We start from the raw sequence: 23,737 nt of genomic DNA on the forward strand, positions 1-23,737 counted from the left end.
AATGAACCCAGAAGTTCCAACCCCGGCAGCATTACTTGCAATTAATGCAGGTTCATCAAGTATCAAATTCTCTTTATTCCGCCTAAGTGATAATGTTCAGAAAATAGGAGACGGACGGATAGTCCGCATTGGCTTACCCGGAATGTCATTTGAACTTACAAGAAATCAGTTCTCCGAAATTGAACCACTCCCTAATGATGTTAGTGATTATGTATCGGCGATAAAATTCATTGTTGACTGGTTGGAATGCCAACCGTCATTCACCCAGGTTAAAGTTATAGTGCACAGGATGGTACATGGCATGGAGGATTGCTCACCCGCTATTGTTGATGACCGCATGTTATCCTCTTTAAAACAGGAGGCCGGTGATGATCCGGAGCATCTGCCAAACGAAATTAAGCTGATCGAAGCTTTCATATATCGTTATCCGCAATTGCCCCAATATGTTTGTTTCGATTCATATTTCCATCAGGATATGCCAGCCGTAGCCAAGTTACTGCCATTGCCAAGGCGCTTTACACAAACTGGAATACAGCGTTACGGCTTCCACGGCCTTTCGTATCAATATATCATGCAAAAGTTAAAGGCAGAGGGCAACGGGGAAGGCAAAATTATCATTGCGCACTTAGGTAATGGTTCGAGCCTGGCGGCGGTGAAGGACGGCAAAAGCGTGGATACCACCATGGGTTTTACCCCAGCTTCGGGGTTGCCAATGAGCACCCGGTCGGGAGATATTGACCCTGGCGTGGCCTGGCACATTATGAAGCATGAACGGCTTACTGCCGATCAATTTATCCACATGACCAACCATGAGTCGGGACTTTTGGGTGTCTCCGGAAGCAGCGGCGATATGCATGACCTGCTTTCGCGGGACGCAACGGATTATTTTGCAGGAGAAGCGGTAGATCTGTTCTGCTATTATGTTAAGAAATCTGTTGGAGCCTTCACTGCCGCTTTAGGTGGCATTGATACCTTGGTTTTCACAGGTGGAATAGGGGAAAAAGCAGCAGTGATACGAAAAAAGGTATGCGCGGGGCTTGAATTTTTAGGAATCGAGCTTGATTACGAAGCAAACCAAAAAAACGAAAATGTCATATCAGTAGCTGAAGCGGGGGTTAAAGTTTATGTAATGCCAACCGATGAAGAGCTAATGATGGCTGAGACGATTAGTGAATTAATGAACATTTAAATTTTTAAAAGTTAAGAAATGAAAATGATAACGGATATTACCCAAAACGAGAATGCACCGTTAACCGATGATTGTTTAACAAAATTGGATGCATATTGGCGTGCAGCAAATTATTTATCTGTTGGCCAGCTTTACTTGTGCGATAATCCGCTGCTGGATGAGCCTTTAAAGATAGAGCATATAAAAAAGATGCAATTGGGGCACTGGGGAACCACACCCGGTCAAAACTTTATATACACACACCTCAACAGGCTTATTAACAGGTACGACCTAAACATGCTTTATATTTCCGGTCCCGGGCACGGGGGGCCTGCTGTAGTTGCAGGCACCTACCTTGAGGGTACTTATAGTGAAATATATCCCGAAGTTAGCCAGGATAAGGCTGGGATGAGAAAACTATTCAAACAGTTTTCATTTCCCGGTGGTATCTCCAGCCACGCCTCGCCCCAAACACCGGGATCAATGCACGAAGGAGGAGAGCTGGGTTATTCGCTAAGTCACGCGTTTGGCGCGGTGCTTGATAACCCAGACTTGATAGTTGCGTGTGTAGTTGGCGACGGTGAGGCCGAAACCGGGCCGCTTGCAACTGCCTGGCACTCTAACAAATTTCTAAATCCGCTTACCGATGGTGCCGTATTGCCCATTTTGCATCTCAACGGCTATAAAATATCTAACCCAACCGTATTAGCCCGTTTACCTCACGATGAGCTGGAACAGCTATTTTATGGTTATGGTTATAGCCCGATATTTGTTGAAGGATCAGATCCTGAATTTATGCACCAGGCTATGGCGGCAGCCTTGGAGCAATCGATTCATTACCTTAAGCAAATTAAATATAATGCCGCCGAACACCCCGGAATGGAGAGGCCAAAATGGCCGATGGTTATTCTGCGGTCACCCAAAGGCTGGACAGGACCTAAAGTTGTCGACGGAAAACAAATAGAGGGTACGTTCCGCTCTCATCAAATCCCGCTTACAGTGTCACCAGCTTACGAAAGCCATTTGCAAATGCTTGAGAGCTGGATGAAAAGCTATCGGCCTGAAGAATTATTTGATATCGACGGCAGCTTGAAAAAAGAGATAGCGGAGATAGCACCGAAAGGGAACCGCCGGATGGGGGCGAATTCTCATGCTAACGGTGGGCTATTATTGAAAGAACTCCGCCTGCCGGATTTCCAGCAATACACCGTAAATGTACCTGCCCCTGGTGTTGCGGGGGAGGGTGATGTACACGTATCCGGACGTTTTTTACGGGACGTTATATCCCTTAATCCCCAAAATTTTCGCGTTTTTGGTCCGGATGAAACGGTTTCGAATAAACTGGAAGCTGTTTTTGAAGTAACCAACAGGCAATGGAATGCCGATGTTGATTCAAATGATGAATACTTGGCTGCAACCGGAAGGGTAATGGAAATGTTGAGTGAACATCAATGCGAAGGCTGGCTGGAAGGATACCTGCTTACCGGCAGGCATGGCCTGTTCAACTGCTATGAAGCATTTATTCATATTGTAGATTCGATGTTTAATCAGCATGCCAAATGGCTCAAAATGACCAGCGAGATCCCATGGCGAAGAAAGATAGCTTCATTAAATATACTGCTAACATCTACCGTTTGGCGGCAGGATCATAACGGTTTTACCCACCAGGACCCGGGTTTTATAGATCATGTGATCAACAAAAAATCAGAGATTGTGAGAGTTTATTTACCGCCCGATTCTAATTGCCTCTTATCTGTAATGGATCATTGCCTGCGGAGCAGTCATTATGTAAATGTTATGGTGGCTGGAAAACATCCTTCCCCACAATGGTTGAATATGAAAGATGCTGTAGATCATTGTACAAGAGGAATAGGGATTTGGGACTGGGCGAGTAATGATCAGGACTGTGATCCGGATGTAGTAATGGCGTGTTGCGGAGATATCCCTACACTGGAAACCCTTGCTGCGGTATCCATTCTAAGGGAACACCTGCCGGATTTAAAAATAAGGGTTGTAAATGTAGTTGACCTTTTGAAGCTCGAAAGGCAATCCGGGCATCCTCATGGCTTGAATGATCATGATTTTGACGCGCTATTTACTGCCAATAAGCCTGTGATTTTTGCTTTTCATGGATATCCATGGCTTATTCACCGGCTTACCTATAACCGCACCAATAATAATATTCACGTAAGGGGATACAAGGAAGAAGGTACAATTACCACCTCATTTGATATGACTGTTTTAAATGAAATGGACAGGTTTCATCTAACTATCGATGTTATAGATCGCGTGGCTACACTTGGCAGTAGGGGCACATATTTAAAACAGAAATTAATGGATAAGTTAGTTGAGCATAAACAATTTATCTGCGCTCATGGGGAAGATATGCCTGAGATAAGGAATTGGCAATGGAAAGTGGGAAGTAAATCATAAAAAACTACAAAATGTTTTCGCGAAGGTATTTTGCAGGAAAAATTACTTGATTCAGTACGGGTAATATGAAGGTGGGAGGAGCGCCGCTTGCTAATTTTGAGTCTGTTCAATCATTTTTCACTGGGCTATCCTGAAGCGCTGAAATCAGGCAGAATGGTAAGACGAAAGAAGCCGCAACGCTCCTTGAGTATACCCCAGGCTCAAGCCCGCTTTGGCTCGGGTTAGGTTTTTAAAATAAACCCAACGTTTCTTTCTGACGGTCCCGGTATCCCAATTCTTTGTTGCATCCCAATTCAGGATACTCCTCGCTGTTATCTTTAAGTACAATGACGGGGTAAGCATATCCTGTAATGATCAGGGCTACATAAACAAGTAAAGTGTTGCCAGGCCAATGGCTACAGTACTTTTCATGGTTTCTAACCTGCTTTTGTTTTGAGACAAAGGTTGTTAGGAAATGTTTGCGGGCATACAAATTATGTTAGTAAAATTTTTTTTAAGCTGGATGAAAGATCGGTAAGAGAGGGGAGTCTGTTTCGTAAGCTGGCACCTTTCGGGGAGTTTTAACTAATTGGTCGTATTGCTGCTGTTTCTCAGAATAACATTTTATCGGGGTATATATGCTTAGTAATAATGATATCGACAATATTACTTCCTGAGGAAAGCCGCATAATGACCACCTATTAGATATCCTGTTAATCAAGCTGGCGAAGCATTCGTTTGTGATATCGGAGCGGTGGTAATGACGTACCGGGCATTTCTTTTGAAAAGGGCGATATCAAAATGAAAGGATCTGCCATTGACCGGAGCTTGAGCTATGCCGGGATTAATACGCAGCTTAACCGCAATCTACGGGCGCAGCAAGAACATGTAGTAAGAAAAGTAGATTCACCTTCATTAGCCGATCAGTTAAGGGATGCGATCAGGCAGCGAGGCCAGGCTGATCAGATACACAATCAATCCGGCGGTAAAGGCTTACTGGAAACGTTGCTGGAACCGCAGTTTGTTGCCGGTCCGCCCGATCCGATGGGGGATGCGGATATAGCCAAAAGGAAACGAAAGAAATATGAAGCAGAACATTCCCAGTCACAAGGGATCAGCAGGTAGCGTGATTACAAAAGGATTATTCAAACTATTAAAACTTAAGGTTTATGCAATAGGAAGAATTGGAAGAAAAAGTAACGATGCTGGAGGAACTGATACAAGGGTTTATTCAAAGGATAACAATAGTAGAAACTGAAATACCGGATTTTCTAACGAGTTTTTTACAGCAATACAAAGAAACATTAGACCGGATAACCAGCAGGATCGAAACGGCTAATAAACGTTATGATGATAAAAAAATCCAGCAACAGATGGATGAATTGAAAGCTGTGGTTTCGAGGGTGCCTACAGTGATGGGTGTTAAAAACTATCATCACTTTGGGGCATGGTCAAAAAGCCTGATTATCGGGGTGGTGGTGGCTTTTGTTGTGACAGCAGGTTCGTTTGGTGCAACTTTGTATCTAAATCATCAAAATGACCGGCTAAACGAGGAGACTTATAATTTATGGCTGGTCAGGGCGATGTATCCTGAAACAGCGGAAGCAATCCTTACAGGATTAAAGAATGATCCGAATGCTTTTATCGCTAAGGCAGAAAAGGCGATGGAGAAGCAACAGATAATTACTGCTGCTAAAGCTCTTGCCGATCAGGCAGACAAGGATCAGAAAACGGCGAGAGATAACCTGAAGAAAGTAAGGTCAGCCAAGTGAGTACACTTTGACCGATTTTCTTTTTTGACAGGAGCGGATGGCCATGCGGCTGCGGCAGGCGGCTGCATTACACCACGCGCTTCGCTCCGGGTTCCATTAGGCTGCCAGCCTCGCCGCCGCACGTGCAGGAGTGTATTCGTTCCTCATACACACCTGCCTTTACCGCCCACGAATTATCGGTTAGTCACAGCACCACAGTCACAAAGTTAGCTACGCATGAAAACAGTCAAGGCTATATAAACCGGCTATCGCCGGGCTTTGACAGTTTTCATGCTAACAGCTCCGGTTGTTTAAGCGGTGATATGACGGGGTGTGCGCAGATCAAAAGTCGAGAATTATCCGGTTCGCTGCTTCCTTTCTTGCCTTGTCTATAACACGGGTATACCGTTGCGTGGTTTTAAGGTGCCGGTGTCCTAAAAGTTTTGATATGGTATAAATATCTGTTCCGTGATCAAGCTGTAAAGTAGCATAGGTGTGCCGGAGACAATTGAAGGTTAGATGCTTATTTATACCGGCTTCTTTGGGCCAGGCTTTTAAAAGGGCCCTGGTGTAATTATAGTTGACCTTAGAAAAGACAAATGTACAAGGATCGCCTCGTTCACCCAGTAGATCGAATGCTTTGTTCGGAATGTAGACATATCAGCTCCCGATAAGCAATTATATACTGAAGGGTTCGGAATGTAAAGGACATATTGGTGAAAATATATATTGCGTTATGCGCACCACATTGCGATACATTTATTAATTTGTCAGCCCCAGTTGCCCATTATGATTATTATAATAAACGTTATTTTTTGCCTTTCTTTTTTGGTCTTCGCTTATCTTAACCTGAATGATATCGACCCCTGGCTTTGGGTGCCAATATACCTTAGCGCGGCAATTTGCTGCGGACTGGTAGTATTCCATCTGGTATACCCGCGGGTATATTTGTACCTAATTGCAATCTACCTAATTCATGCTACCACTATTTATTTTTCCAAAGATGGTGTACATGACTGGATCACGAAGTACAACAGGCCAAGCCTGGTGGAAACTATGCAGGCCGAAAAACCATATATTGAAAAAACAAGGGAGTTCTTCGGACTTTTGATTATTGCCGGCGCATTGCTGATCAATTATTTAGCGGCCTGAACAACTTGGATCAATTATTCTTAATTAATTGAATATATGTTCACTTATGAAATTGAAAAATTCAAACCCTTGCTTACTGAACTCATAGTAAGGAATATAAACGCGGAGGATGCAAACTGGCTGTTGGCACAAGGTGTCAATAGTGTATCGGCAACAGCATTTAACAGCGCCTTTGCTGCTTTACCACGCAGGACCGGGAAGAAGCCGGTTAATGCCAGTACTGAAATTGAAATTGGTTTATCGGCTATACGTAAAGGTTTCTCTACCATAGGATGGTCCGTTGATCGGCTATCACGTGTTTGGTTGTTATTAACAATTGACCCTTCAGAACAGGGGCGTTATTTACGAACAATTGAGAACCTGTATTTGGCTGCTGAAATGAACGAGTTGGTCGCCTTATATTCGGCCTTACCCTTGCTTGCCTACCCGGAGGCATGGGTAAACAGATGTACGGAAGGTAACCGTAGTAATTTAGGCGTGGTTCTCGAAGCGATCATGTATAATAACCCTTATCCTTCGGAAAATTTGCCCGAGTCCGCGTGGAATCAATTGGTACTGAAGGCTTTATTTACTGAAAAACGGCTGGAGCTGATCACAGGGATAGACGAACGTGCCAATGCCGCGCTTGCCCATACACTGATCGATTACGCCCTTGAGCGCCTGGCCGCAGGCCGCAATACCGATCCAATGTTGTGGCGCTTGATTGGCCGTTTTATTGATGATGGTATCCTGCACGATATCAGGGGCATGTTACCCCGTTTAGGTTTACCTGAAAAAGAGGCTGTGGCGCTGGCGATCCGCGAAAGCGGGTTCCTGCCTGCAAAGAAATTGCTGGAAACCGCTCCATTACAAGCAATAGCCGGAAAGAAAACGAGTTGGAACAAATTTATCAACGATACAAAAAAATAAATTTAGGATATGTGTTGCAGTCATTTTGAGAACAGAGAGCAAGTAAGCGGCGAAAAGGCCGCATCTTTTGATTTGGCGTCGGTAAAAGGCATGCGTTTCTTTGACCCGCATGTGCATATGACCTCGCGTACTACTGATGATTATCAGGCTATGGCAGACGCTGGTGTGGTGGGATTGATCGAACCAGCCTTTTGGCTTGGACAGCCCCGAACTGGTATCGACAGCTTCCGGGATTACTACAGCAGCCTGATCGGCTGGGAAAGGTTTCGCTCATCACAATTTGGGATCAAGCATTACTGTACTATAGGGCTTAATTCAAGAGAGGCGAATAATGAAAGCCTTGCCGAACAGGTAATGGAGATTCTTCCGCTGTTTGTTTATAAAGAAGGTGTGGTCGGGATCGGCGAAATAGGTTTTGATGATCAGACAGCCGCTGAGGAAAAATACTATCGCCTGCAACTGGAATTGGCCAAAGAAGCCGGCCTCCCGGTACAGGTTCATACGCCGCACCGCGACAAAAAAAATGGCACGCGCCGCAGCATGGATATCGCGATAGAACATGGCATTGATCCGTCAAAAGTTATTATAGATCATAACAACGAAGAAACCGTTAAAGAGGTTCTTGACCGGGGATTCTGGGCCGCGTTTACCATTTATCCCTTTACCAAAATGGGGAATGAGCGTATGGTTGAGATAGCCCGGGAATACGGCCCTGACCGCATTATGGTCAACTCGGCTGCCGATTGGGGAATCAGCGACCCTTTGGCGGTACCCAAAACTGCCGCGCTGATGAAATTGCGCGGCATCAGCGAAGAAGCTATCCAACTGATCACCTACGGCAACGCTATTGCCGCCTTTGCACAAAGCGACCAGATCGATGAGGCGGATTTCACATCGGTCCTCAGTGTAGATCAGAGCGCGAAATTTGAAGGCAACAGTATATTGCGTGGTGGCCAGCAGCCCAGGATCGATAAATCATCTATTATTATCAGCTAACATTGGGCTACAGTAAACCATATCTTTATCTGCAGCTTATGAGGCCGGCCAATATTGTTACCTCTGTAGCTGATATTCTGGCAGGTATCGCCATTGTAAGCGTTCCGGTCAGCTCAATAAGAGCATTCTCGCCGGTAATACTGTTACTTTGCCTGTCAACAGCCTGTCTTTACGGGGGAGGTATTGTCTTCAATGACGTTTTCGATGTGGAGCTGGATAAGATCGAACGGCCAGAGCGTGCGATCCCATCGGGCAAGGTAAGCTTAAAGGAAGCCTTCATACTTGGCACGATACTGCTATGCGCAGGCGTCTTATCAGCCCTTTTCGTTTCGGTTGTATCAGGTATGATCGCAGCAGCTATCGCACTTTGTGCTTTACTTTACGATAAGTTTGGTAAACACCACCCATTTTTCGGACCGCTTAATATGGGTATGTGCAGGGGATTGAACCTGTTGCTGGGTATCAGTATAATTCCGATAGCGCTCATTAACTGGTTTTTGCTGGCCTTGGTGCCGGTGGCCTATATATTTTCCATCACGCTCACCAGCCGCGGTGAAGTACATGGCGGCAGTAAAATCAGCCTATATACAGCGGCAACTTTGTATGCAGGGGTCATCGGCTTCATCAGTTATTTTTCCTATGCAAATAACCGTTTGCTATGGTCGCTTTTGTTCCTCATTCCCTTCACCTGGATGATATTCCGCCCGTTGCTTAAAGCGATCAGGGAGCCTATCGGTAAAAATATTGGTAAAGCCGTCAAGGCCGGGGTAATCTCCTTAATATTGATGGACGCCTCCTGGTCTGCCACATTCGGCTCGCTTACCTTCGCCGTGCTGATCGCTTGCCTGTTACCGCTCTCAATCTGGTTTTCAAAAACCTTCGCGGTTACTTAATAATTTTAATTAAAACAGACCTTCCCCCGCATGGAACATTTACAACAAAACTTCAGCGTCAAATATAGTTACAACGTTTTTTTTACTTCAAGCTTATTCAAAGCCAACAACCCGCTATTGAACCGGTTTTTAACAAACGCTGCCACCTCAGGAGCGTTAAAGAAGATTCTTTTCGTGGTTGACCAGGGAGTTGCGGACGCCCATGAGCATTTATGCTCGGAGATCAATGCCTATTTTCGGGTTCATACCGCCGTTGAGCTGGTACCTGAGATATTGATCATCCCCGGCGGCGAACAGGTGAAGAATGATGAGCGCTATTTTGAGCTGATCCTTGAAGCGGTCAATAATTACAGTATTGACAGACACTCCTACATAGCCGCTTTGGGCGGAGGTGCCCTTTTAGATATGGCAGGGTACGCAGCAGCTGTAGCGCACCGCGGTGTGAAACTTATCCGGATACCAACAACCGTACTTTCACAGAACGACTCAGGTATCGGCGTTAAAAATAGTATCAATTATTTTGGAAAGAAGAATTTCCTGGGCACTTTCGCGCCGCCTGCAGCTGTATTTAACGATGATCGTTTTTTGACCACGCTTTCCGAACGTGACTGGCGCTCCGGCATATCCGAGGCGATTAAAGTCGCGCTGATCAAAGATCAAATGTTTTTTGACTGGATAGAGGAGAATGCTCCTGCCCTTGTAAGCCGGGATGCGGCAGCTATGAACTACCTCATTTGGCGTTGTGCACAGCTGCACATGGAACATATTGCCGGTGCCGATCCCTTTGAAAGCGGTTCTTCACGCCCTTTAGACTTTGGGCATTGGAGCGCACACAAACTGGAGTACCTCAGCAATTTTGACATCCGGCATGGTGAGGCAGTCGCCATGGGCATTGCCCTTGACACAGTCTATTCCTTCCTTGCAGGCCGTTTAACAGCTTTGGAAAGTGAACGTGTAGTAAACCTGATCCAAAACCTGGGTTTTGATATCAGCCATGAACTTTTAAGGTTCAGCGGAGAGAACGATCCTTTACTAATGGGACTGGAAGAGTTTCGCGAGCATCTGGGCGGAGAGCTCACGATCACGCTGCTGGACGGGGTCGGCAAAGGTACAGAGGTTCATGAAATTGATACGCGGCTACTGAAACAGGCAAGCCTCGCGCTGTACAACAGGCAACGCGAACTTCAGCAATCAAAATTTTAATCAAAACAACTGCTGTCATGAAAATTAATACCGCGTACCTTACCTATTGTACGAATATCCATCCCGGGGAAACCTGGCCGGAAACATTTCAGGCGTTAAAAAAACATTTCCCGGAAATCAGGGCCTCCGTAGCCGGAGACGAGCCAATGGGTATTGGCCTGCGCCTTTCGAATTTAGCAAGCTTAGGGCTGCTGGCCAACGAATATAAATTAACAGAATTCGGCCGATGGCTTTCTGATAATCATGCATATGTTTTTACAATGAATGGCTTCCCCTACGGCGGATTCCACGATACCATTGTGAAGGACCAGGTACATGCGCCGGACTGGACAAGTCCCGACCGCTTGGAATACACCTTAAGGTTGTTTGATATATTGTCCAAATTACTGCCGGATGGCTTGCAGGGGGGCATATCAACATCACCTTTAAGCTATAAGCCATGGCATACCGCCGGCGAAGCCAGGAATACAGCGAAGGCTATCGCCACAAAAAATATTTTAGCGGTTGCTGAAGCCCTTTTCAAAAAACACCGCTCGACCGGAATACTCATGCACCTGGATATTGAACCCGAACCAGACGGGTTCCTGGAATCGGGCCCGGAATTTATCGATTGGTTTGAGAAAGATCTTCTGCCGCAAGGTATTTTATCGCTGAGGGAAAAGTTTAACCTATCCCCAGCCGATGCCGAAGCAGCTATCAAACGTCATATTAACCTGTGTTATGATGTTTGCCATTTTGCAATAGGTTATGAAGAGCATGAGCGCGTTATCGACGAGTTACTGGCTAAGGAAATCCGGGTTGGCAAGATACAGATCAGTGCTGCCTTAAAGGCATTCCTTCCCGAGAAAATGACATTGATGGAGGAAGTGACCAACGCGCTTGCCAGGTTTAATGAGCCTACCTACCTGCACCAGGTGATCGCCAAAACAGGAAATGGTAATTTGATCCGCTATCCTGATTTGCCGGAAGCTCTGGCAGATAGCCGGAACAATGCGGTGAGGGAATGGCGGTCACATTTCCATGTACCTATTTTTGTGGAAGATATGGGACCCGTGCAATCCACGCAAGCCGATATTGTCAGGGTGCTCAATAAATTCAAGAATATGCCTTTCACCCAACACCTCGAGGTGGAAACGTATACCTGGACCGTGTTACCTGAAGAACTGAAAGCCCCATTATCACAATCGATCATCCGGGAGTTGAATTGGGTCAAGGAACAACTTTTGTAAAGGAGAGAAAATATGAATAAAACGGTAGTCATCGACGTGGTGGGTTTATCTTCCTCTCTGATCGGCAAGCATACGCCATTCCTTGAAACGTATATTAACGAAAGGCATCTGGCGCATATTAAACCGGTGTTGCCTGCTGTCACAACATCCATGCAGTCGGCCTATCTCACCGGTAAATTTCCGGCCGGGAACGGTATTGTTGGTAACGGTTGGTACGACCGTATTGATTGTGAAGTGAAATTCTGGAAGCAATCAAACAAACTTGTGGATGGGCAGAAAATATGGGAAAAAGCCAAAAGTGAAGATCCATCGTTTACCAGTTCGGTAATGTTTTGGTGGTATAATATGTATTCCTCCGCGGATTACTCTGTGACCCCAAGGCCTAATTACCTTGCAGATGGGCGAAAAATGCCGGATTGTTATTCGGAGCCGGCCGACCTGCGCGACCATCTTCAGGCCAAGCTCGGCCAGTTTCCACTTTTTCAATTTTGGGGGCCTGGTGCAAATATCAAGTCAACCCGTTGGATAGCGGACGCGGCCATGGAAACTGATAGATTGCATAACCCGACACTTACACTGATATATCTGCCGCATCTGGATTATTGCCTGCAAAAATCCGGTCCGGATTTGGAGCTTATTGCCAATGATCTCAGGGAAATTGACAAAGTGATCGAGGATCTGGTGCGTTTTTACCAGCAAAAAGGTGCGAAGGTGATCATTCTTTCTGAATATGGTATATCTCCGGTGGATCGCCCGGTACATTTGAACCGGGTATTGAGGCAAAACGACCTGTTAGGCATCAGGATCGAGCGGGGGCTCGAATTGCTGGACCCGGGAGCTTCAAAAGCTTTCGCGGTAGCCGACCACCAACTGGCACACGTGTACATCAACGATGAAAGTATAAAGGAAAAAGTCAAAGCGCTGCTTGAAGCTGTTCCGGGTGTTGAACGGGTCCTTAACCGTGAAGAGCAGGCGGAATATCACATCAACCATCCAAGGGCTGGCGACCTCGTCCTGATCGCTGATGAAAAAAGCTGGTTCACTTATTATTTTTGGCTGGATGACGCGCTTGCTCCTGATTATGCACGTGTAGTTGATATTCATAAAAAGCCTGGTTATGACCCTGTTGAGATGTTTATGAGCTCGAAACTGCGTGCCGGCTATAAATTGCTGCGCAAAAAAGCCGGATTCAGGTATGTAATGGATGTGATTCCGCTCGACGCCAACTTGATCAAGGGTTCACATGGCCGCGTGGATGTGGCGCGGTGTTACCAGCCGGTTATCATCACCGAAAAAACTTTAGATAAACGGGAGATCATCGCTACCGATGTTCACGATATCATATGGAGTCATCTTAAATGGTGAATATTTGATTAAGCATTACTGTGGGTTGATCAGGAAGGTGGCTAATCCCGAACGTTGATTGAGAACACTACGTGACATCCAATTCAAATCTTAGACAAAACTAAACCTATCAACAAGCCATTGTAAATAGTAATATTCTAATAACCGGAGGCACACAACTGACAGTAATTGATTATAATTCAACAATTAGATAAAAGCTTTATTATGACACTTACCGCTTTCTTAGATGCCGCAGTTTGATGCTTTAAAGCCGTTAGTTTGCCTGTTTCACAGCTTCAGTTGATGCCAGACATTACTGCATTCTGCCTTGGGCGGTATAAGAAAGTTGGTCACAATGCATTCCTGAAAACTATAATAGATTGTCAACATAGAGCCATATATAGCTCTATGTTGATCAAATAGATAACCTATTAATAAAGCTGTCTCAGCTTAGACATGTCTTGCGCTACTTTCATATCAAGGATTTTCGCGTAATGTTGGGTTGTTTTGATATTGGTATGGCCGAGCATCTTAGATACGCTTTCGATAGAAACACCATTTGCAAGTGTTACAGTCGTTGCAAAAGCGTGCTATGTAGTAAGTCAGTTCTTTATTGATGCTACAGGCATCAGCTATTTCCTTCAAATAGCTATTCATCTTTTGATTGCTCAATACAGGAAGCAATAAACCATCATTTACGCATTGTGGATGCTCTTTGTATTTTGCCATTAGCTCCATCGCCTGTGGAAGTAAAGGAATTCGGGAAGAAGTATCTGTTTTCTGACGACTTGTGTAAACCCATTTTTGCCCGTCGATTCCGGTTACAATTTCCGAACGTTTTAATTTCTTAACATCAGCATAGGCTAAGCCGGTGTAACAACTGAAAAGAAAAATATCCCTTACCTGTGATACCCGGTCGCTAACAAGTTTCTTATTGGCCATGACTTCCAGTTCTTCAGCGTTTAAGAAACGCTCTTTTAACCTCTTTAACTTTAGGCTTGTATTTGACAAATGGATCTCTATCAAGCCAGCCGTTTGCTATACAGATCAGAATGATCTTCTTAAAGTTTTTTAGGTACTTAACGGTTGAGTTATTGTTGCAACTCCTTTCCGAACGTAGATAAAAATCATAAGCCATGATAAACTCGTGATCAATCGCGCGGATATCAATATCTGATGAATTAAATTTCCATTGCAGAAACGCCTGTGTATGTTTGAGGCTTGTTTCGTACCGATCAAGCGTCCCCTTTGCATATTCTTTGCCAATAAGCACAGCAACCTGACGGTTATGTTCCTGGAATATCGGCACCAGCATTTTTCCAGGCGAGGGTTTTCCGCCAAGGAGTCTGTCTTTTAAGTTGGGGGCAGTGATCAGCAACTTACGTTCTATCATGTCCCGGTGGACATCGTACACCTGGTGTTCTAATGTTTTCAGGTAAGTATTGATGCTTTCTGTATCCTTATTGTTCCCGGTTAACTTCTGAGCGTTTGTATTCCATTTGTCGGGATTGATATAGCGTTTAGAGGAGCGCAAGCCATCAATAGTGATACGCAGGTAAACAGGGGCGAGGCCTTCGGCATTTGTTTTTGATCTCTTTACGTAAAAGAGGAGGTTAAAAGATTTGTTCATCGCTGAAGCTTTTAAGTGAATAAAATTAGTTACATATCCTCCTGTAATCAAGATGTTTAAATACTAAACCAGCTCAATAACAGTAACTTATAAGCATTCCGGTGACCTGCAAAAGTACCTTGAAAAAGGTCACCGGCAGGTCACTGGAGCAAAGCGATTCATTGGTTTATTTTGGTGTGGGCTAAAAACAGAAAACGCCGTAAATAATTCATTTACAGCGTTTTGATTCTAATTGAATAATACTTGGCGGAGAGTTAGGGATTCGAACCCCAGGAACCTTTCACAGTTCAACAGTTTTCAAGACTGCCGCAATCGACCACTCTGCCAACTCTCCGGGCGCAAAAGTACAAATCTGAACCGAATTGCCAAATCCTAATTGGTACTTTAAGCTTAGGTTAAGTAAATGTTATAATACAATGCCTGTTTATCAGGTTATTATAAATGCATTTTTTTTTAAGGCCGGCCATTTTTAACTGCGAAAAATGGCTAAAAATGCCCGTTAAATGCCTTTAATAACTTTGCAGGTCATGCTCAGCAGGTCTTATGTTTTCAAATAATGTGGCAAAGCCGTCGGCCATCTGCTTAAATAGTTGCTCATCGAGGCTATACTTAATTGAGCCGCGAAACCCATGCGCCTTGATTATTCCCATCCGTTTTAATTCGGCAAGATGCTTGGTTGTTGTTTCATGGTTAAATGGAATTGTGTACAAACTTTCTTTAGATATTGAATTGTTGTTAGCTATGATGATGCGGACAATAGCAATCCTGACAGGTAAAGCCAGGGCTTTTGCAAAGTTGGCCAGCTCGTTATCGGTATTTGAAAATTTTAAGTTAAAATAAGGCATAACTTATCCGTACGTTTTTTTGCATTTGACATAGCAGCGATGGTGGCCGTAAAATGCAGGTGATAAAAATTAAGAAACATTGTAAAAGGTATCAGCAGGAGAGGAGCGATAGCTCAGATTTTCCAGGTACGGATAATGGAAAAGATATTGGCGGTGTAAAATATCTTGTGGGCCCTAAATCTATTCTGAACATCATTTTTTGTTAAATATCGGAACGGACAAAACTCAAAAGCGCGTATTAATCTGAATTGATTAGTTAAGGCTACCAGGTTTTTACCAAAGACAACACGAGGGCGCGATAAAAAAAGAACCGGTATAGATTTGCTGTTAGTGGTACTTGAAATGACAGTGTTACTTTGTTTTACCTGATTGTTAAATAAGTAATACGCTCCGGTTTTAGTATGGCCGGCAACTTTAGGACACCGTGTAACATACAGGCATGAGAAAAAGAAGTACCCAATTGCTATAAATAAACAAAGTATTCTTTTTCCTAATGATACTGACCTCATAAACCGGATTTTCAAAATACAAATTTAGCTGCGCAGTGTTATTATTGTGTTTATCAATGATTAAAATAATATTAATTGAATTGGCGTTTAATTGTTAACTTGTATAAAAGTTATAAGCCCGGGCTCTTTTCAATTCTTTTGCAGGTAATAATTCCTTTTTGATGAACGAATATGTTAAGCTTTTATTAGCTTGTTTGTCGCTTTTTAGTACGATTAACTTGTATGCTCAAAACAACAGGAGGCTTTGCTTTGCTTTTTATGATGGTACATTTAATGCTGATGCAGGTACCTTGCTTCTTTCCGATACTGCACATGAGCCATCTTTAAAAAACATCGAAAACTTTTATGATAATGTCAACGCGGGTAATTATAATTCTTTACTTCAGGCATTGTTAAGTTATAAAGAGGAGCACAAATTAAACGACTGGCTTTACTATCAGCTTGTGCGCAAAACTGCACAGCAAATAAGCCCCAAAGAAAAAAACTATAGTAACTATACCTTATATAAATGGTTCCTGATGGTTAAATCTGGGTATGATGCCCGGTTAGCACTGGCTGGGAAAAAGATCATTTTTTATGTGTACAACAACGAGGATATATCCGATATACCTTCATATACCGTTGACGGCAAAAAGTATATGTGCCTGAATATTCATGATTATCCGGGTACAGATCTCACAACAGAGCCTGCTATGCCTGTTAATATCGATGTACCTGGGGCTGTTAACCCGTTTTCATATAAAGTTACACGGATGCCTGAATTTACGCCGGCGGATTATATTGAAAAAGATTTGCAGTTTACCTACAGGCACAAGGCATACTATTTCAAAATTAAGCTTAATCCATTGGTTGATTCTATTTTCAGGAACTACCCGGTTGTTGATTTTGAATCATATTTCAATATCCCTTTAAGTAAGGAAACTTATGGATCACTGATCCCTTTACTTAAACAAAATGTGAGCAGGATGGATGTCACAAAAGGAGTTGATTACCTGATGCATTTTACCCGGTATGCCTTTTTGTATGAAAATGATAATATAAATTTTGGCAAGGAGAAGCGGCTAAGCCCGGAAGAAACCTTGTTTGCACAGTATAGCGACTGCGATGACCGCGCTGCGCTGTTTTTTTACCTGGTAAAAGAGATCTACAATTTGCCTATGATAGCTGTGTTATATCCTACGCACATAACTATGGCAGTGCAATTTGAAAAACCGGTTGGGAAACCTTTGCTTTATAAAGGAAAAGCTTATTCATTTTGTGAACCTACACCACAATTGCACGATTTAAAGATAGGGCAGGTGTCAGCCTCGCTTACACAAATACCGTACAAGGTTGTGTATGAATATACCCCATAAACTAAATTCGGGGAATATGTCAGGCTTGTTGTTCTGCGTTGTTAATGGCACTAAGCATATTCTCAAACTCAGCTGTATACCTGTTCCAGGTGGGCCAGTTTACATCATATAACGATTTTTTGCCATCAATTGCAACGGTGATTAGCCGGGCATCCAATAATTCTTTTAAATGATGTGATACAGTTGGCTGCGCTAACGGAAGTATTTCAACTATTTCGCCGCAGGTAAAATGTTTATGCTGCGCCAAAATGCGCATAATGGCAATCCTGGCGGGGTGAGAAAGCGCCCTTGCTACCATTGATATATCCTGATCTGTTGCGGCAAACTCAGCCTTTTTGTGATTAGCCATGTTTAAATGTGTGCTGCAAATATATAATTCATATTAAAATCGAAGTCATTAGAAATTTGCCTCTTCATTTAATCTTCATGATATTAGATAAAATCCATTCTTTTCTATTTAATTTAATATTTAAGATATTCGATTTGATAATTCTGACTTAACATGAATTTAATTTAACGGGAATACTTTTGACCCGTCATTAAAAATTTATGAACAGAATCAAAACGCTACTCCTGTTAACCTTATCCGTATTTTTCATTACCTCCGGTGCTTTTGCCCAGGGTAACGGGAAAATAGTTGGTAAAATCATTGATCAAAAAACAAGCGAGACCCTTATTGGTGCTACTGTTGGTATTGAAGGTTCCCAAAGGGGGGCAGCCACTAACGTGGACGGAAGCTATGTATTAACTGATGTAAAACCAGGAAGATATACCTTGATCATTAAATATATTGGTTATCAAACCAAGTCAATTTCGGATGTTGAGGTAAAAGCCGGGGCCGCTACTTCACTTGATATTGCTTTAAGTGCAGCAACTTCAACTACACTTAAAGAGGTGGTTGTGAAAGCTACTTATAGGCAGGCTTCTGTGGCTGCCCTGTATGCGGTTCAAAAAAACAGTGCTTCAATATCCGATGGCATTTCATCAGAATTAATTAAAAGGTCGCCAGACCGTAGTACAAGCGATGTTTTGAAAAGGGTAAGCGGCACAACCATACAAGACAACAAATTTGTGGTGGTAAGAGGTTTGAGCGATCGTTATAATACGGCCTCGTTAGATGGCTCTCCGCTGCCAAGCACCGAACCCAACCGCAAAGCCTTTTCTTTTGATATAGTTCCTGCAAGTTTGATCGAAAACATCATTATCAGCAAAACTGCTACGCCTGATATCCAGGGAGATTTTGCAGGTGGTAACGTGCAAATCATAACAAAGGATATACCCGATCAGAACTTTGTAAGCCTCGGAGTAGGTGTGGGGTATAATTCACAAAGTACCTTTAAAGATTTTCAAAGCGGTTTTCGTGCTACCAGCGACTACTTTGGTTTTGACGACGGAACACGTAAGCTGGTGAGCAATTTTCCCACAACAACTCAAATTGTTAACAAACAGTTAAGTACCACTCAAACAATCCAGTCTATAAGGAGCCTGAATAACGATTTTAATATTTACAAGAGCACTGCCTTACCAAGTCAAAATTACCAGTTTACCATAGGGAATGTAAAAGAACTTGGCGCTAATAAAAACAGGCTGGGTACCACGGTGGCGTTAACTTACCGCAACACACAGACTATAATACCCGACCTGATACAACAATTTGATAACTATAATTATAGCAATACGCAATATAAGTTTTCGACCAATGTTGGCGCCCTCGCCAACCTGGCATACAGCTTTGGTAAAAATAAGATCACTTTAAAAAATCTCTACAATCGGGTTTTTGATGATCAGTTTACTTACCGTACAGGCTCAAACTCCAGCAACGGAAGCTATGACAGTCGTTTTTATGCTAATGACCTGCTCGAAAAATCGTTGTTCAAAACTACACTTGAAGGCGAACACGCCCTTGGCGCTAAAAGCTCAAAGTTGAAATGGAACCTTGGCTATAGTAATATCATTAATGATCAGCCCGATCAGCGTAAAACCAATTACAGGCAAAGCGCTGCCAGCGAGCCATTTTATGCCCAGGTTACCAACCTAAGCAAAGAAAACGCCCGTGTTTTCTCTCACTTAAACGAAAATATCTACTCTGGTAAAGTGGATTTTAACCTGCCCGTTAACTTATTTAAACAAAGTACACTTAAGCTGGGTGTTAATTCGCAATACCGCGACAGGAAATTTGATGCAAGGTTCATCGGACTTGTTATCAATACTAACAATCCTGATTATGATATCAATACCATATTGCAACGTCCAATCCAAACCATTTTTGGGCCAAATCTTGTCAATACCGGTCTTTATTCGCTTGATGAAATTTCAAACCCGACAGATAGGTATAACGCACATAGCTTAACTAACGCCGGCTATGCAATGCTTGATAGTAAGTTCAGCGAAAAAATCAGGATAGTATACGGTTTAAGGGTTGAGAAGTTTAATTTAAAGCTTCGTACAGAAGAGGTTGCTGTTCACCAACCCCGCGCCCAGCTGGATAATACAGACTTTTTACCATCGGTAAACTTTACCTACAGCCTAACGCAAAAAGCAAATTTCAGGGCTTCATATTACCGAACTGTTGCCCGTCCCGAATTCAGGGAACTTGCACCTTTTGCTTATTACGATTACGAACTATTGGCAACCCTGCAGGGCGAGCCTGATTTGAAACGTACACTTATCGACAATGCCGATTTGAGGTATGAATTTTATCCTTCAGCAGGGCAGATCTTATCCTTCTCTGTTTTCTATAAAAAATTCCAGAATGCTATTGAACCTAAGATCGAAGATCAGAATTCTTCAACTACTATCAGCTACTTCAACTCAAAATCGGCATACGTATATGGTTTTGAGATGGAAGCCCGTAAAACGCTTGATTTTATAAATGGTGGTTCTTTCTTTAAAACTACAACGGCATATGCTAACCTTTCCATCAACAAATCAAAAGTAACCAACCCTGATGACGGGGTAGTGAGGCTTGAAAAAGACCGTGCCCTGGTAGGACAATCGCCTTATGTGGTAAATGCAGGTTTGCAACATACCGAATTTGACAACAAATTATCGGTGAATGTATTATTCAACAGACTTGGTAAAAGGATCTTTTATGCTGGCGGCGAAAGGTTTTCAAGCGTTTACGAACAACCGAGAAACGTGCTCGACTGCCAGATTGGCTACAAAGTGCTGAAAAGCAAAGGCGAAATAAAGTTAAGTGCTACGGATATACTTAACCAGAAATACAGTTTCATATATGAGCTTGATGGCAAGCCTTATATCCCATCCGGATCGGGCTATATATTCAAAAGCTACCGCACAGGCTCAAGCTACGCACTTTCATTCAACTATACCTTTTAACAACGGATAAGAATAACTTAAAACAAACTGATTCAAATCGAAAAAAGCAAAATTATGAAAAAACAAGGATTATTATTAGCGTGTATTGTGGCTCTTTTCACAGCTGCTTGTAGCAAGAAAGAAGCTGTTATTGACACTAATCCGCCAAAAGATACTACCAAAGTAAGTAATGTTGTTACTGTAACCGGCGATATTGCTGCCAACACTACCTGGAAAGCTGATAAAATTTATTTATTGAAAGGGTTTGTGTACGTTACCAATGGTGCTACACTTACTATTGAGCCAGGAACAATAATTAAAGGCGAAAAATCAAGCAAAGCTGCCCTTACAATAACCCGTGGCGCCAAGATCATGGCGGTTGGTACTGCCGATAAGCCGATTGTATTTACATCGCAATTTGATGCCGGCGCACGTGCAAACGGCGATTGGGGTGGCATTATCCTGTTGGGAAAAGCCCCTGTTAACCAGGGCGATAACGTTGGTATAGAAGGTGGCCTGGACGCAAAAGGCGACCCCGCCAAATATATCCAATACGGTGGTACAGATGTTAACGACAACTCCGGTACTTTGAAATATGTACGTATAGAGTATGCCGGTATCCCTTTTTCGCCTGATAATGAAATTAACGGTTTAACTTTCGGTGGTGTTGGTAAAGGAACTACTATTGATTATGTTGAAGTTTACCGTTCAGGTGATGACGCTTTTGAATGGTTTGGTGGTACAGTACAATGTAAACACCTTATTGCAATGGGTAGTTTAGATGACGATTTTGATACCGACTTTGGATTTGCCGGTAAAATACAGTTTGGTTTAAGCCAGCGCTTCAAAACCATCGCCGATATCTCTGGCTCAAACAGCTTTGAAAGCGATAACGATGGTTCTGGTTCAGACAAAACACCGCAAACTTCTGCGGTGTTCACTAACATGACATTGTTAGGCCCAATCACTAAAGATGGCGAAACTAACGTTAACGCTAACTATCAGCACGCTGCTCAAATTCGTCGTAACTCAGCTATAAGTATCTTTAATTCAATCTTCTCAGGTTATGTTGAAGGCATTTATATCGATGATACAAAAGAAACCACACCTAACTCAACTTTAGCTAACTACACTGCAGGTCGTTTGGTGTTCAAAAACAACATTATTTTAGGCAGCAACAAAAAAAGCAACGAGGTTAAAGGCGAAAACAAAGCATCATTTGAAACCAAACTTAGGGCTGATAACGTTTTTGATGCTCTTAAATATGCTGATTTAGTTATCAATGCCCCATTCAAATTCTCATCTGATTTTGCTAATGCAGGTACTCCTGACTTTACTGTGAAAGCAGGTTCAATTGCTGCCACCGGTGCTTTGTTTACTGATGCAAAATTAACCGATGCCTTCTTTGATAAAGTTGATTACAAAGGTGCTTTCGGTTCAACCGACTGGACTGCTGGTTGGGCTAACTTTGATCCTCAAACAATGCCATATACAACACCCGGCGCTGTTAAAAAATAATTAAACTACATGTTGAAAAAGGTCTCTCAGCAAGCTGGGAGGCCTTTTTACATTCATGAATATCATCCTGTTTTTTAGTGCTTATCTCATATCTATGCTTACATTAAAATCAAAATTTACTGAAACTGATAGTGAACTGGCCCGCTTTGCCCGCATACTTGCACTTCCTGTAAGAGTTTATATCATCAGGATGATTGTTGAAAATGGTAATTCCATCAGTAAAAAGGAGATTTGTAATGTGCCATTTGAAATGGAAAATATCCTGAAGCACGTAGCCGAACTTAAAGCAACAGGAATTATAAAAGTAAGCGGGGTAAAACCTAATACAATATACAGTATAGATATCCCTCTGTTTAACCGGATGGTATCGCGTTTTTTTTCGTTGTTTGATAATTTAAACAACATTGAGCAATTGCAGGCGCCAGCCTTAAAAGAAACCCAAACCGTAAGTAACATAGCCGGCACGGCATTGGAAACTCCTGGTAACAACCTTAGTTTTGGAGCATTTATAAAGAAACATCGTTTAGCATTAAAAATTTCGCAGGAAAAATTGAGCCGGGAAATGAATATCGACAGGGCCGAATTAAGCAGGATTGAATGCGGAAAGAAAAACCCCGGTTCTGAAAAGCTAATATTACTGTCGAAAGCCCTTTATATCGATCTGGATAGCCTTACCAGGGAGTACTACAGCTCAAGGATAGTAAATATGGTTGAAGAAAGCGGTTTTAGCGATGTAATATTAAAAAGTGTATTAGCCAGGCTCAATTATTTTTTGCCTGCGGTTTGATAGTTTTTGGATATGTGTAAATTAATATAAAATTAATATAGTTAATTGTAGCACAATAGGTTATCTGTACGTTATATTCAGTATAAATAACCTTTAATATGAAATCAAAACTTATCCTGCCATTATTATTACTAAGTAGCGCCGCTTTTTTTAGCTCATGCAGTAAACAAAAGAGTGAAAAAGACGAATTAAAAATAGACGACAAGAATTTGACTACATGTACAGCAGGCGCCAATTGTAGTTTCATGTTTACCGAACAAGCTGATTTTGAAGGCTACACTACGCTTAAACCAGGTACATACCGTGTATTTTGGAGCATTCAACAGGGTTCAGGTATTACCTCTACTTTATATATCAAAGCCCCTATGCCGGGTAAAAGTTTTTCGCTCACAAAAGCCGACATCCTTGCCGGTAAAATACAAGTTAACAGTTCATGTCCCGCTTGTTATATGATCCCATTTAAGCCGGTGGATGGTTACGTAAAAGGTATTAATACCACTCCGGGTAAGCCGGCCGATCAAACAAAATGGCTTGTAGAGGCAAAGATATTTTTACAGGCCGATGAAAACCCTCAATTAAAAGACACTGTTTTTATTAAACAATATTTTTATCCAAATTTTGTAATTGATTAGTCGTAATAATTGATTTCTTCCGTGGCACTCCAGGTTAATAAGAGTACCGTTTCATTGTATAGGTTCAGCTAAATTCCTTGAAAAAA

At 42.7% G+C, this 23,737-nt stretch carries 21 protein-coding genes and 1 tRNA gene; 16 read left to right on the top strand and 6 right to left on the bottom strand.

Translation table 11 applies throughout. From position 1 onward, the window contains the following. Nucleotide 1: 1 nt before the first annotated feature. The 4 genes from ACEN9X_RS26325 to ACEN9X_RS26340 all read left to right on the top strand — a co-directional run bounded on the left by ACEN9X_RS26325 (nucleotide 2) and on the right by ACEN9X_RS26340 (nucleotide 5,352). Nucleotides 2-1,189 carry an acetate/propionate family kinase gene (locus tag ACEN9X_RS26325; protein ID WP_413667965.1) on the top strand — a complete coding sequence of 396 codons (1,188 nt, stop codon included), beginning with the start codon at nucleotides 2-4 and terminating at the stop codon, nucleotides 1,187-1,189. 18 nt (nucleotides 1,190-1,207) lie between these two features. After that, on the top strand, nucleotides 1,208-3,601 hold the full coding sequence (locus tag ACEN9X_RS26330; protein WP_413667966.1) for a phosphoketolase: 2,394 nt from the start codon (nucleotides 1,208-1,210) through the stop codon (nucleotides 3,599-3,601). Between the two features lie 780 nt (nucleotides 3,602-4,381). Beyond that, complete coding sequence (locus ACEN9X_RS26335; protein WP_413667967.1) at nucleotides 4,382-4,705, top strand: hypothetical protein; 324 nt, start codon at nucleotides 4,382-4,384, stop codon at nucleotides 4,703-4,705. Between the two features lie 59 nt (nucleotides 4,706-4,764). Then, nucleotides 4,765-5,352 (top strand): hypothetical protein, encoded by a 588-nt coding sequence (locus ACEN9X_RS26340; RefSeq protein ID WP_413667968.1) that lies wholly within the window; start codon nucleotides 4,765-4,767, stop codon nucleotides 5,350-5,352. A gap of 321 nt (nucleotides 5,353-5,673) precedes the next feature. Here ACEN9X_RS26340 and ACEN9X_RS26345 read toward each other — a convergent pair whose 3' ends face one another. Continuing rightward, nucleotides 5,674-5,982, bottom strand: a complete 309-nt coding sequence (locus ACEN9X_RS26345; RefSeq protein WP_413671162.1) for a tyrosine-type recombinase/integrase — start codon at nucleotides 5,980-5,982, stop codon at nucleotides 5,674-5,676. A gap of 138 nt (nucleotides 5,983-6,120) precedes the next feature. On the opposite strand from ACEN9X_RS26345, the gene ACEN9X_RS26350 reads away from it, so the two are divergent. From ACEN9X_RS26350 to ACEN9X_RS26380, 7 genes are read left to right on the top strand one after another with little or no spacing between them, the layout of a single operon-like run. Next, complete coding sequence (locus ACEN9X_RS26350) at nucleotides 6,121-6,483, top strand: transmembrane 220 family protein (protein ID WP_413667969.1); 363 nt, start codon at nucleotides 6,121-6,123, stop codon at nucleotides 6,481-6,483. 36 nt (nucleotides 6,484-6,519) lie between these two features. After that, a complete protein-coding gene (locus ACEN9X_RS26355) occupies nucleotides 6,520-7,392 on the top strand; it encodes an EboA domain-containing protein (protein ID WP_413667970.1) in 873 nt (290 codons plus the stop codon). Nucleotides 7,393-7,401: 9 nt separating this feature from the next. Next, nucleotides 7,402-8,388: a TatD family hydrolase gene (locus tag ACEN9X_RS26360; RefSeq protein ID WP_413667971.1), complete on the top strand. Its 987-nt coding sequence runs from the start codon at nucleotides 7,402-7,404 to the stop codon at nucleotides 8,386-8,388. A 38-nt stretch (nucleotides 8,389-8,426) separates the two neighbouring features. After that, complete coding sequence (eboC, locus tag ACEN9X_RS26365; protein WP_413667972.1) at nucleotides 8,427-9,281, top strand: UbiA-like protein EboC; 855 nt, start codon at nucleotides 8,427-8,429, stop codon at nucleotides 9,279-9,281. 30 nt (nucleotides 9,282-9,311) lie between these two features. Then, nucleotides 9,312-10,484 carry a 3-dehydroquinate synthase gene (locus tag ACEN9X_RS26370; protein WP_413667973.1) on the top strand — a complete coding sequence of 391 codons (1,173 nt, stop codon included), beginning with the start codon at nucleotides 9,312-9,314 and terminating at the stop codon, nucleotides 10,482-10,484. A 17-nt stretch (nucleotides 10,485-10,501) separates the two neighbouring features. Further along, nucleotides 10,502-11,713: a metabolite traffic protein EboE gene (gene eboE / locus ACEN9X_RS26375; RefSeq protein ID WP_413667974.1), complete on the top strand. Its 1,212-nt coding sequence runs from the start codon at nucleotides 10,502-10,504 to the stop codon at nucleotides 11,711-11,713. 12 nt (nucleotides 11,714-11,725) lie between these two features. Continuing rightward, entirely contained in the window at nucleotides 11,726-13,078 is a 1,353-nt protein-coding gene (locus ACEN9X_RS26380; RefSeq protein WP_413667975.1) for an alkaline phosphatase family protein, read from the top strand. A gap of 510 nt (nucleotides 13,079-13,588) precedes the next feature. Here the strand turns inward: ACEN9X_RS26380 and ACEN9X_RS26385 are convergent. From ACEN9X_RS26385 to ACEN9X_RS26400, 4 genes are all read right to left on the bottom strand, one after another. Further along, nucleotides 13,589-13,999 carry a site-specific integrase gene (locus ACEN9X_RS26385; protein ID WP_413667976.1) on the bottom strand — a complete coding sequence of 137 codons (411 nt, stop codon included), beginning with the start codon at nucleotides 13,997-13,999 and terminating at the stop codon, nucleotides 13,589-13,591. Nucleotides 14,000-14,012: 13 nt separating this feature from the next. After that, nucleotides 14,013-14,687: a phage integrase SAM-like domain and Arm DNA-binding domain-containing protein gene (locus ACEN9X_RS26390; RefSeq protein WP_413667977.1), complete on the bottom strand. Its 675-nt coding sequence runs from the start codon at nucleotides 14,685-14,687 to the stop codon at nucleotides 14,013-14,015. A 244-nt stretch (nucleotides 14,688-14,931) separates the two neighbouring features. Beyond that, nucleotides 14,932-15,021: transfer RNA gene (locus ACEN9X_RS26395), tRNA-Ser, on the bottom strand. Between the two features lie 175 nt (nucleotides 15,022-15,196). Further along, nucleotides 15,197-15,532: a hypothetical protein gene (locus ACEN9X_RS26400; protein WP_413667978.1), complete on the bottom strand. Its 336-nt coding sequence runs from the start codon at nucleotides 15,530-15,532 to the stop codon at nucleotides 15,197-15,199. A gap of 670 nt (nucleotides 15,533-16,202) precedes the next feature. On the opposite strand from ACEN9X_RS26400, the gene ACEN9X_RS26405 reads away from it, so the two are divergent. Next, nucleotides 16,203-17,396 (top strand): hypothetical protein, encoded by a 1,194-nt coding sequence (locus tag ACEN9X_RS26405; RefSeq protein ID WP_413667979.1) that lies wholly within the window; start codon nucleotides 16,203-16,205, stop codon nucleotides 17,394-17,396. A 19-nt stretch (nucleotides 17,397-17,415) separates the two neighbouring features. Here the strand turns inward: ACEN9X_RS26405 and ACEN9X_RS26410 are convergent, their stop codons facing one another. Continuing rightward, nucleotides 17,416-17,745: an ArsR/SmtB family transcription factor gene (locus tag ACEN9X_RS26410; protein ID WP_413667980.1), complete on the bottom strand. Its 330-nt coding sequence runs from the start codon at nucleotides 17,743-17,745 to the stop codon at nucleotides 17,416-17,418. Nucleotides 17,746-17,945: 200 nt separating this feature from the next. On the opposite strand from ACEN9X_RS26410, the gene ACEN9X_RS26415 reads away from it, so the two are divergent. From ACEN9X_RS26415 to ACEN9X_RS26430, 4 genes are all read left to right on the top strand, one after another. Further along, nucleotides 17,946-20,735 (top strand): TonB-dependent receptor domain-containing protein, encoded by a 2,790-nt coding sequence (locus ACEN9X_RS26415; RefSeq protein WP_413667981.1) that lies wholly within the window; start codon nucleotides 17,946-17,948, stop codon nucleotides 20,733-20,735. A gap of 54 nt (nucleotides 20,736-20,789) precedes the next feature. Continuing rightward, nucleotides 20,790-22,232 (top strand): hypothetical protein, encoded by a 1,443-nt coding sequence (locus ACEN9X_RS26420; RefSeq protein ID WP_413667982.1) that lies wholly within the window; start codon nucleotides 20,790-20,792, stop codon nucleotides 22,230-22,232. Nucleotides 22,233-22,326: 94 nt separating this feature from the next. After that, complete coding sequence (locus ACEN9X_RS26425; RefSeq protein ID WP_413667983.1) at nucleotides 22,327-23,019, top strand: helix-turn-helix domain-containing protein; 693 nt, start codon at nucleotides 22,327-22,329, stop codon at nucleotides 23,017-23,019. Between the two features lie 98 nt (nucleotides 23,020-23,117). Continuing rightward, complete coding sequence (locus ACEN9X_RS26430; RefSeq protein ID WP_413667984.1) at nucleotides 23,118-23,651, top strand: hypothetical protein; 534 nt, start codon at nucleotides 23,118-23,120, stop codon at nucleotides 23,649-23,651. The last annotated feature ends 86 nt before the right edge of the window (nucleotides 23,652-23,737 follow it).

Source organism: Mucilaginibacter sp. Mucisp86, from assembly GCF_047324315.1.
Lineage (GTDB): Bacteria > Bacteroidota > Bacteroidia > Sphingobacteriales > Sphingobacteriaceae > Mucilaginibacter.

Coding starts and splice junctions, on each gene's coding strand:
- ACEN9X_RS26400 (WP_413667978.1), bottom strand. CDS start 15,532: ATGCCTTATTTTAACTTAAAATTTTCAAATACCGATAACGAGCTGGCC.
- ACEN9X_RS26405 (WP_413667979.1), top strand. CDS start 16,203: ATGAACGAATATGTTAAGCTTTTATTAGCTTGTTTGTCGCTTTTTAGT.
- ACEN9X_RS26330 (WP_413667966.1), top strand. CDS start 1,208: ATGAAAATGATAACGGATATTACCCAAAACGAGAATGCACCGTTAACC.
- eboE (WP_413667974.1), top strand. CDS start 10,502: ATGAAAATTAATACCGCGTACCTTACCTATTGTACGAATATCCATCCC.
- ACEN9X_RS26335 (WP_413667967.1), top strand. CDS start 4,382: ATGAAAGGATCTGCCATTGACCGGAGCTTGAGCTATGCCGGGATTAAT.
- ACEN9X_RS26420 (WP_413667982.1), top strand. CDS start 20,790: ATGAAAAAACAAGGATTATTATTAGCGTGTATTGTGGCTCTTTTCACA.
- ACEN9X_RS26410 (WP_413667980.1), bottom strand. CDS start 17,745: ATGGCTAATCACAAAAAGGCTGAGTTTGCCGCAACAGATCAGGATATA.
- ACEN9X_RS26385 (WP_413667976.1), bottom strand. CDS start 13,999: ATGGCCAATAAGAAACTTGTTAGCGACCGGGTATCACAGGTAAGGGAT.
- ACEN9X_RS26350 (WP_413667969.1), top strand. CDS start 6,121: ATGATTATTATAATAAACGTTATTTTTTGCCTTTCTTTTTTGGTCTTC.
- ACEN9X_RS26415 (WP_413667981.1), top strand. CDS start 17,946: ATGAACAGAATCAAAACGCTACTCCTGTTAACCTTATCCGTATTTTTC.
- ACEN9X_RS26380 (WP_413667975.1), top strand. CDS start 11,726: ATGAATAAAACGGTAGTCATCGACGTGGTGGGTTTATCTTCCTCTCTG.
- ACEN9X_RS26390 (WP_413667977.1), bottom strand. CDS start 14,687: ATGAACAAATCTTTTAACCTCCTCTTTTACGTAAAGAGATCAAAAACA.
- ACEN9X_RS26325 (WP_413667965.1), top strand. CDS start 2: ATGAACCCAGAAGTTCCAACCCCGGCAGCATTACTTGCAATTAATGCA.
- ACEN9X_RS26355 (WP_413667970.1), top strand. CDS start 6,520: ATGTTCACTTATGAAATTGAAAAATTCAAACCCTTGCTTACTGAACTC.
- ACEN9X_RS26360 (WP_413667971.1), top strand. CDS start 7,402: ATGTGTTGCAGTCATTTTGAGAACAGAGAGCAAGTAAGCGGCGAAAAG.
- eboC (WP_413667972.1), top strand. CDS start 8,427: ATGAGGCCGGCCAATATTGTTACCTCTGTAGCTGATATTCTGGCAGGT.
- ACEN9X_RS26430 (WP_413667984.1), top strand. CDS start 23,118: ATGAAATCAAAACTTATCCTGCCATTATTATTACTAAGTAGCGCCGCT.
- ACEN9X_RS26370 (WP_413667973.1), top strand. CDS start 9,312: ATGGAACATTTACAACAAAACTTCAGCGTCAAATATAGTTACAACGTT.
- ACEN9X_RS26425 (WP_413667983.1), top strand. CDS start 22,327: ATGCTTACATTAAAATCAAAATTTACTGAAACTGATAGTGAACTGGCC.